The sequence below is a fragment of the Streptomyces sp. WM6386 genome (assembly GCF_000972385.1).
GTDB lineage: Bacteria > Actinomycetota > Actinomycetes > Streptomycetales > Streptomycetaceae > Streptomyces.
Map to the genome: position 1 here is coordinate 24,726 of NZ_JXTE01000081.1, position 7,880 is coordinate 32,605.

The 7,880-nt window shown below is 72.3% G+C and carries 9 protein-coding genes; 6 read left to right on the forward strand and 3 right to left on the reverse strand.

Features of this window, described 5'->3' with window-relative positions; translation table 11 throughout:
• The first annotated feature begins 41 nt into the window (after positions 1-41).
• The 3 genes from TN53_RS34955 to TN53_RS34965 are packed head-to-tail and all read left to right on the forward strand — an operon-like array spanning position 42 to position 2,567.
• Positions 42-290, forward strand: coding sequence for an acyl carrier protein (locus TN53_RS34955; RefSeq protein WP_046262817.1), 249 nt, complete (start codon positions 42-44; stop codon positions 288-290).
• Entirely contained in the window at positions 287-1,513 is a 1,227-nt protein-coding gene (locus tag TN53_RS34960) for a beta-ketoacyl-[acyl-carrier-protein] synthase family protein (RefSeq protein ID WP_046262818.1), read from the forward strand. The genes TN53_RS34955 and TN53_RS34960 overlap by 4 nt, the downstream gene beginning before the upstream one ends.
• Positions 1,514-1,562: 49 nt before the next feature.
• On the forward strand, positions 1,563-2,567 hold the full coding sequence (locus tag TN53_RS34965; protein ID WP_046262819.1) for a beta-ketoacyl-ACP synthase III: 1,005 nt from the start codon (positions 1,563-1,565) through the stop codon (positions 2,565-2,567).
• A 3-nt stretch (positions 2,568-2,570) separates the two neighbouring features.
• Here TN53_RS34965 and TN53_RS34970 read toward each other — a convergent pair whose 3' ends face one another.
• A complete protein-coding gene (locus TN53_RS34970) occupies positions 2,571-2,984 on the reverse strand; it encodes a MarR family winged helix-turn-helix transcriptional regulator (RefSeq protein ID WP_052745360.1) in 414 nt (137 codons plus the stop codon).
• 76 nt (positions 2,985-3,060) lie between these two features.
• Here TN53_RS34970 and TN53_RS34975 point away from each other — a divergent pair, with 76 nt between their 5' ends.
• Genes TN53_RS34975 through TN53_RS47550 form a run of 3 tightly spaced genes read left to right on the forward strand, consistent with a single transcriptional unit; the run spans position 3,061 to position 6,044 of the window.
• Positions 3,061-4,497: an MFS transporter gene (locus TN53_RS34975; RefSeq protein ID WP_046262820.1), complete on the forward strand. Its 1,437-nt coding sequence runs from the start codon at positions 3,061-3,063 to the stop codon at positions 4,495-4,497.
• A gap of 13 nt (positions 4,498-4,510) precedes the next feature.
• Complete coding sequence (locus TN53_RS34980; protein WP_046262821.1) at positions 4,511-5,854, forward strand: amidase; 1,344 nt, start codon at positions 4,511-4,513, stop codon at positions 5,852-5,854.
• Positions 5,855-5,867: 13 nt separating this feature from the next.
• On the forward strand, positions 5,868-6,044 hold the full coding sequence (locus TN53_RS47550) for a hypothetical protein (protein ID WP_159038231.1): 177 nt from the start codon (positions 5,868-5,870) through the stop codon (positions 6,042-6,044).
• Here TN53_RS47550 and TN53_RS48610 read toward each other — a convergent pair.
• Positions 5,998-6,735, reverse strand: a complete 738-nt coding sequence (locus TN53_RS48610; RefSeq protein WP_046262822.1) for a response regulator transcription factor — start codon at positions 6,733-6,735, stop codon at positions 5,998-6,000. The two genes, TN53_RS47550 and TN53_RS48610, sit on opposite strands and share 47 nt — an antisense overlap.
• Before the next feature lie 464 nt (positions 6,736-7,199).
• The coding region (locus TN53_RS34990; RefSeq protein WP_046262829.1) for a TerD family protein at positions 7,200-7,880 on the reverse strand (681 nt) is incomplete at its 5' end.

Below are 7,880 nucleotides of genomic sequence, written 5' to 3' on the forward strand. Positions count from 1 at the left end.
ACCGACCCCCTCCACACCCCTCCACGAAAGGCCAACCACCCATGGACAACCTGCGTGACCTCGTCGACCGGGTCCTCGTCGAGGACCTCGAAGTCGCCCCCGACCAGCTGACCGACACCGCGACCCTCGCCGCCCTGGAGCTGGACTCCCTCGCGATCACCGAACTCGTCGTGGTCGTCAAGGAGAACACCGGCGTCGACCTCGGCGAGCTGGAGTCCACCCTGGGCGAGCTGACACTGCCCCAACTGGTGGCACTGGTCCGCGAGAAGGACGGCGAGCGCACGGCATGACCAGGCCCACCACCGGCCCGGGGGTCGTCGTCACCGGCACCGGCATGATCACCCCGGCCGGTGCCGGGGTCGACGCGACCTGGCAGGCCGTACGGGACGGCCGTTCCCTTCCCGACGCGGTGGCGAACCTCGACGCGGTCCCGGGCCGCCGCTGCCTCGCCGTGCCCGACTTCGGCCCCGAGACCCTGCCGGGCAAGGGCACCCGGCACCTGGACCCCTTCATCCGCTACGCGCTGGTCGCGGTGGACGAGGCCGTCGCCGACGCCGGCCTGGACTCCCGTACCTGGGACGGCGCCCGGGTCGCCGTCGTGGTGGGATGCGCCATGGGCGGTGCCGCGGTGCTGAGTTCGGCCCACGCCCGGCTGACGGACCGCGGGCCGCAGGCGTTGTCGCCGTACGTCCATCCCCGGTCCCTGATGAACATGGCCGCCGGCACCATCGCGCTGCGTCACCGCGCCGCCGGACCGTCCCACACCGTGGTGGCCGCCTGTGCCTCGGGCACCGCGGCCGTCGGGCTGGCCCGCGATCTGCTGCGGGCCGGCACCTGCGACATCGCGATCGCCTGCGGAACCGACGCGGGTGTGGTGCCGGTGATCGCGGCGGGCTTCGCCGCGATGGGCGCCCTCGCCGACGACACCGGGCCCGGGGCGTCCCGGCCGTTCGCCGCCGACCGCTCGGGCTTCGTGCTCTCGGAAGGCGCGGCCGCGCTGGTCCTGGAACGGGAGGAGTCGGCGCACGGCCGCGGGGCCCCGGCGCGCGGCCGGGTCCTCGGACACGGCTTCACCAACGACGCCCATCACCCGGTGGCCCCGCATCCCGGCGGCGCGGGCGCCGAGGCGGCGGTGCGGGCCGCACTGCGGGACGCCGGGCTGCCGCCCGCGGCGGTGGACCACGTCAACGCGCACGGCACCTCCACCCCGCACAACGACCGCATCGAGGCGGCGCTGATCAGCCGGCTGTTCCCGCAGGGCCCCTCCGTGACGTCCAACAAGGGCGTGCTCGGGCACACCCTGGGCGCGGCCGGTGCCATCGAGGCCGTCCTGACGCTGCGCGCCCTGAACTCCGGGGTCGTACCGCCCGTCGCGCACACCGAGGCCCTGGACCCCGGGATGGAGAAGGTGGACGTCGTCCTGGGCGCCGCGCGCGAGCAGCGCCTCTCGGTGGCGGTGAGCACCTCCTTCGGCTTCGGCGGCGCCAACTGCGCGCTGGTGCTGGGCGCATGAGCCGGGCCGCGACACCCCTTCCGTCATCGTCAACTCCCCTGGGGGCATCGTGAGTTCTCCTCCGGCGGCCGGGAGGGCCGCCGTCCTGTCCGGTCTGGGGACCTGTCTGCCGTCGAGGGTCGTCACCAACGACGACCTGGCACGGCACCTGGACACCTCCCACGAGTGGATCCACAGCCGCACCGGTATCGCCCGGCGGCGGGTGGCCGCGCCGCACACCGGCACCGCCGAACTGGCGGCCGCGGCGGGCCGGGCGGCGCTCGCGTCGGCCGGCCGCACCGGCTGCGACCTGGTGCTGGTGGCGACCACCACCCCCGACCGGACCTGCCCGGCCACCGCGCCGCGGGTGGCGTCGCTGCTGGACCTGTCCGGTACGGCCGCGTTCGACCTGTCGGCCGTTTGCTCCGGTTTCGTCTACGCCCTGGCCGTCGCCTCCTCGCTCATCACGGCGGGGACGTGTGAGAGCGCCCTGGTGATCGGCGCCGAGCGGTACTCCACGATCACCGATCCCGACGACCGCTCGACCGCCATCCTCTTCGGGGACGGCGCGGGCGCGGTGCTGCTCGAACGGGGCACGGCCGCGCGGGACGGGGCGGTGCTCCACACCGACCTCGGCAGCGACGGCACCGGGGAGGAGCTGATCACCGTTCCGCCGGGGGAGCGGTATCTGCGGATGCGGGGGCGGGAGGTCTACGCCCGGGCCGTGCCCGCGATGGTCGACTCGACCCGGCGGGTCGCCAAGGCGGTCGGCTGGGAGCCGGGGGAGATCGAGGGGCTGATCGGCCATCAGGCCAACATCCGGATCCTCCAGGCGGTGGCGCGCCGGCTCGAACTGCCCGCCGAGCGGCTGGTCGCCCACCTCGAGGACGTCGGCAACACGGCGGCGGCCTCGATCCCGCTCGCCATGGCCCACGCGGCCGAAGAGCGCCGCCTCGCCCCCGGCGCACGCACTGTCCTCACCGCGTTCGGCGGCGGCCTCACCTGGGGGTCGGCGGCTCTCACCTGGGCGGACGTCACCCCGGTGCACCATCTGGAACCGGACGCGGCCGGGTGAGGATCAGCCGGTCGGGTCCGGCACCAGGAACAGGGCGCCCGCGTCGAGGTTCTCCTCGGTGAGCGTGCGCAGCAGCTCCTCGACCGTGACGGTGGCGGCCTGGAAGATCCGGCGGCCGGCCGGGGTCAGCCGTACCTGGGTGCTGCGGCCGTCGCCGGGGGAGGGGGTGCGCTCCAGATAACCCGCGTCGACGAGCTGGGTGACCAGGCGGGAGGTCTGCGGCTGGCTGCGCGAGACACCGCCGCTCAGTTCGCCCAGGCGGGTCCACTCGGGCGCGTCCCGCAGGACGTCCATGATCTCGTAGGCGCCGGCGCACAGGCCGTGGCGGGCGGAGAGGGTCTGCTCGATCGCCCGGTTGATCTGGGCACTGAGCCGGTTCAGGGTCAGCCACCGGTCGATGAGGGGAGCGTCAGCCATGGACTCAGTGTAGGTTCACCCTCGACACTTTTCTATTCATGCGAATGAATGTACCTTCGGAGAGGAAGGAGATCACATGACCAACGCACTCCCGGCCACCGCGGTGGAGGAGCTCCCCGCCACCGCCCCCTGGACGCCGATGGCCGTCGTGGGCGTCGCCCAGCTGATGGTGATGCTCGACGCGACCGTGGTGAACGTGGCCTTACCGTCCATCGGAACCCATCTGCCCGCCGGCGCCTCGGCGTTGCAGTGGACCGTCAGCGCCTACGTCCTGATGTACGGCAGCCTGCTGCTCTTCGGCGGCCGCGTCGCCGACGTCCTCGGCCGCCGCCGCTCGTTCCTGACCGGGCTCACCGTCTTCGCGCTCGCCTCGGCCCTGTGCGGAGCCGCCCCGAACGCGGGCCTTCTGGTCACCGGCCGACTCCTTCAGGGCGCCGGCGCCGCCCTGCTGTCCGCGGCCGCGCTCTCCATCGTGGTCTCCGTCTACCAGCTCCCGCAGCAGCGCAAGATCGCCCTGACCGCCTGGAGCGGTCTCGGGGTGGTCGGTGCCACCCTCGGCCTCGTCCTCGGCGGACTCCTGGTCGTCGCGGCCAGCTGGCGCTGGGCCTTTTTGATCAACCTGCCCGTCAGCCTCGCCGCCGGCCTCGCCGCCCTGCGCGCCCTGCCCAAACTGCCCGCCACCCGGGCCCGCTCCCTGCGGCTGCCCTCCGCGCTCGTCACCACCGCCGCGCTCGCCGCCCTCTCCTACGGCCTGATCCGGCTCCAGGACGGCCTGACCACCCCCGCCGCCTGGGCCGGCATCGGCGCCGCCGTCGTCCTGCTCGCCGTGATCACCCGGCGCGAACTGACCAGCCCCGACCCGCTGCTCCCGCTCCACCTGCTGCGCATCCCCACCTACTGGCTGGCCAGCATCGGACTGCTGCTCGCCTCCGCCGTGATGATCAGCAGCACCTATCTGGGCAGCAACTACTTCCAGGAAGCACGCGACATGAGCGCCCTCGGCACCGGCCTGGCCCTGCTGCCCATGGGCCTCGCCTCCCTCGGCGTCGCCTTCGCCGTGCCCGCGCTGGTGGGCGCCCTCGGACCCGCCGGGGTGTATCTGCTCGGCGCCGGCGCACAGCTCGTCGGCGCGGCGGTGCTCGCCACGCAGCCGTCGAGCACCGCCGTCTCCATCCTCGCGCTCGCCGTGATCGGCGCCGGCCTGCCCAGCTGCTTCGTCCCGCTGTACGGCATCGGCAGCGCCCATGTGAACCCGGCCGAGTCCGGGGTCGGTTCGGGCCTGCTCAACACCTTCAACCAGACCGGCGGCGCGCTCGGCATCGCCGTCGTGGGCACCGTGCTCGCCACCACCGTCCGGCACCGCGTCGAGGGCGGGGCGAGCGCCGCGGGGGCGACCGCGGCCGGCGTCGGCCACGGCTATCTGACGCTGACGGTCTGCGCCGTCCTGGCCCTCGTGGTCGCCTTCGGCCTGCGCCGGCTGACCCGCACCCCCCGACAGCAGGCCGCCCAGTGAGGGAGAACCGCACATGAGCACCGACACCCGGCTCACCCACGACCCGGTCACGGAAGCCGTCGAACGCTCCCGCCGCGCCTCGGCGGAGTTCGGCGAGAAACTGGGCGTCTTCGTCACCCCGCTGCACGACGAGGCGCTGAAGGCCCACCGCGACCGGCCCGCCACGGGCGAACTGGCCGGAGTGACCCTGGGAGTGAAGGACATCGTCTTCGAGTCCTCGGCCCCGACCACCGCACAGAGCCATGTGGCCCTCGCCGACTGGCCGCACGGCCAGCCCGAGGCCACCGCGGTGACCCGGCTCAAGAACGCCGGTGCCGTCGTCGTCGGCAAGACCGCGACCATGGAGTACGCCCTGGGCGTCCCGGACACCGACGGACCGGGCCCGGTCAGCCGCAACCCCTGGGACCCCGCGCGCTGGGCCGGCGGCTCCAGCTCCGGCTCCGGCAGCGGTGTCCTCACCGGCTGCTTCGACGCCGCGCTCGGCACCGACACCACGGGAAGCCTGCGCATCCCGGCCGCGTACACCGGCACCACCGCGCTCAAGCCCACCCGCGGCCGGGTACCGACGACCGGCGTCTACCCGCTCGCCCCCTCGCTGGACACCGTCGGTCCCCTCGCCGGCTCCATCGACCTGTGCGCCCGCCTGCTGAGCGTGCTCGCGGGTCCCGACCCGGCCGACCCCTGGGCCGCGACGGCCCCGGCCGGCGACTACGTCGGGGCCCTGGACGCCGACGTGGCGGGACTGCGCATCGGCGTCGACACCCTGAGCGAGTACGCGGACGCCGGCGTGGACCCGGCCCAACCCGCGCTCTTCGCACGGGCGTTGCGGGACCTCGACGCCCTCGGGGTACGGCGCGGCGAGGTGCGCGTCCCCTCCTACCCGCTGCTCAACGTCGTCGGCAACGTCCTCATGCTCGCCGAGGCCCACGAGATCCACCACGACACGCTCGCCCGGGACTGGAAGCGGTACGGACGAGGCGCCCGCTGGGTGTTCGCCGCGGGCGCCTCGATCACGTCGTACGACTATCTACGGGCCCAGCGCACCCGCGACGCTCTCTCCTCGGAGGTCCAGCGGCTCTTCGACGAGGTCGATCTGATCGTCACCCCGACCTGCCACCTCGGCGCGCCCCCGCTGGACGGCATGAGCCCGCTGGAGCCGTCGACGTATCTGGGTTCGATGCACACCACCGCCTGGAGCGTGACGGGCAACCCGGTCGCCTCGGTCCCCATCGGCTTCACCGACGACGGGCTGCCGCTGGCGATGTCCGTCGTGGGCCCGCACTGGGCCGAGGACCGGGTCATCGCCCTGGCCGCCGCCTTCCAGCGGACGACCGACCACCACCAGCGGCGTCCCTGAGACGAGGAGAGCCATGGACCTGACCACATTGCCGGAACCGGAAGAGCGGGAAGGACCGGACGAGGCGGACCGGGCCGCCCTCGCGGCGGCGGCCACCCTGATCGGGCAGCTCGTCACGGCGTTGCGGGAGCCTGCCCACGACGTCACCCGCCCCGTCCGAGGCGGACTCGCCCCGGTCCGGACGACGTAGGACGAAGCGGGGGCGCGGGGCTCCGGTACATCTTCTGCACGGCTTCCAGCCGGCTCCGCGCCCCCAACTTCTCGAAGATGTTGTGCATATGGCGCTTGACCGTCGCCTCTCTGATGCCGAGCTCGCGGCCTATCTGCCGGTTGCTCAGCGCGTGCGCGACCCCCTCCAGGACCTGCTGTTCGCGCGGGGTGAGCGGGCCGGGGAGCAGGGTGCGAACGGGTGCGACCGGCGTGCCGTCGCCCTGTCTGCCGTGGACCTCGATGTACCCCATCACCCCCTTGTGCAGCCGGAGTCCGACGCTCTTCCTGAAGATGAACTCGACGGCACCCCGTACCGCCTCCCCGGTCGCGTCGTCCTCCTGCGCGACCAGGGAATCGAGAACCGTCGTGAGACAACTCCAGAGGATTTCCGAAGCGATGACCGACTCGGTGGCCGGTATGCCTTGCAGGGCCCGGTAGGAGCCGAGCAGCTTGCTGTATTCTGCTTCCTTCTCCGCGTTTGTCGGACCTTCCCCTCGCAGGTGTTTCGCGCATTCCTGGAGAATCGCGGTCGCCTGTCGGCGGCACTGTTTCCATGCGTTCTCATCGGCTGCCAACGGGCTGTGGTTCGCGAGCAGCGCCTCGAAGTAATGTTTGATGACGCTGTCTGCCGCCTCTTCGAGTTTCCGGGATAAAGAGGTGAACTTCGTCATGTGGGGGAGCTTCCTCCAGGCATGGCCGATCGCCACGTCATGTGAGGTGACGTGGGTCAGCGCTGTAGGTGAACGAGAAAAGCCGAAAGCGCCCGTCGAACGGGCGGGGCTCGAAAAGCAGGCAAGGGATCTCGAACTCACACATCAGATGCGGGTTCGGTGCGGCCTGCGAAAAGGGAAAAGCGCGGCCGAGTTATCTGGCCGCGTACGGGAATCCCGGACACCGCTGAGTGCGGCCGTCATGGATATGAATACGTATCCGCGTTCGTCCGTGCATGTCCGTCCCCCTGTCAGTTGCCCGAACGGCTCTTCGACTAAAACATGCCACCTACACAAAGGGCGGCAAAGGGCCACCTATACTTCCGTAAAATCACCACCTGTGACCGGCGGCGGTACGTGCGTTTTCGGCCAGCCGTCGGGCCCGGCCGGGGGCGCCCCGGACCGGGCCCGACACCGTCGGTCGGCTACAGCGCCTGAGCGGCCGGCTTCACCATGCCGCGCACCGTGCGGGACTTCACGAAGTCGCCCATCGCCGTCATCTCCCACTCGCCGGAGAACTGGCGGATCAGCTTGGCCATCATCACGCCGGTCTGGGGCTCGGCGCCGGTGAGGTCGAAGCGGACGAGTTCCTCGCCGGTCGTGGCGTCCAGCAGCCGGCAGTAGGCCTTGGCGACCTCGGTGAACTTCTGGCCGGAGAAGGAGTTGACCGTGAAGACCAGCCCGCTGACCTCCTGCGGCAGCCGCCCGAGGTCGACGGTGATGACCTCGTCGTCGCCGCCGCCCTCGCCGGTGAGGTTGTCCCCGGAGTGGCGGATGGCGCCGCCCACGATCTGGAGCTTGCCGAAGTAGCAGCTGTCGACGTGGTTGCGCTGCGGGCCGTACGCGATGACCGAGGCGTCCAGGTCGATGTCCTTGCCGCCGTACGCCGGCTCCCAGCCCAGGCCCATCTTGACCGAGGAGAGCAGCGGGCGGCCGCCCTTGACGAGGGACACCGTCTGGTTCTTCTGGAGGCTGACACGGCCCTTGTCGAGGTTGATCTTCCCCGCGCCCGGGGCCTGCGCGGGCGGCGGCGGGGTCGCCGGAGCGGTCATCGGCGGGGGGGGGGGGGGGGGGGGGGGGTGGGGGGGGGGGGGCGGGGGGGGGGG

Bases quoted from the DNA above. Each gene is read 5' to 3' on its own strand.
- TN53_RS34955 (WP_046262817.1), top strand. From the start codon at position 42: ATGGACAACCTGCGTGACCTCGTCGACCGGGTCCTCGTCGAGGACCTC.
- TN53_RS34960 (WP_046262818.1), top strand. From the start codon at position 287: ATGACCAGGCCCACCACCGGCCCGGGGGTCGTCGTCACCGGCACCGGC.
- TN53_RS34970 (WP_052745360.1), bottom strand. From the start codon at position 2,984: ATGGCTGACGCTCCCCTCATCGACCGGTGGCTGACCCTGAACCGGCTC.
- TN53_RS34975 (WP_046262820.1), top strand. From the start codon at position 3,061: ATGACCAACGCACTCCCGGCCACCGCGGTGGAGGAGCTCCCCGCCACC.
- TN53_RS34980 (WP_046262821.1), top strand. From the start codon at position 4,511: ATGAGCACCGACACCCGGCTCACCCACGACCCGGTCACGGAAGCCGTC.
- TN53_RS47550 (WP_159038231.1), top strand. From the start codon at position 5,868: ATGGACCTGACCACATTGCCGGAACCGGAAGAGCGGGAAGGACCGGAC.
- TN53_RS48610 (WP_046262822.1), bottom strand. From the start codon at position 6,735: ATGACGAAGTTCACCTCTTTATCCCGGAAACTCGAAGAGGCGGCAGAC.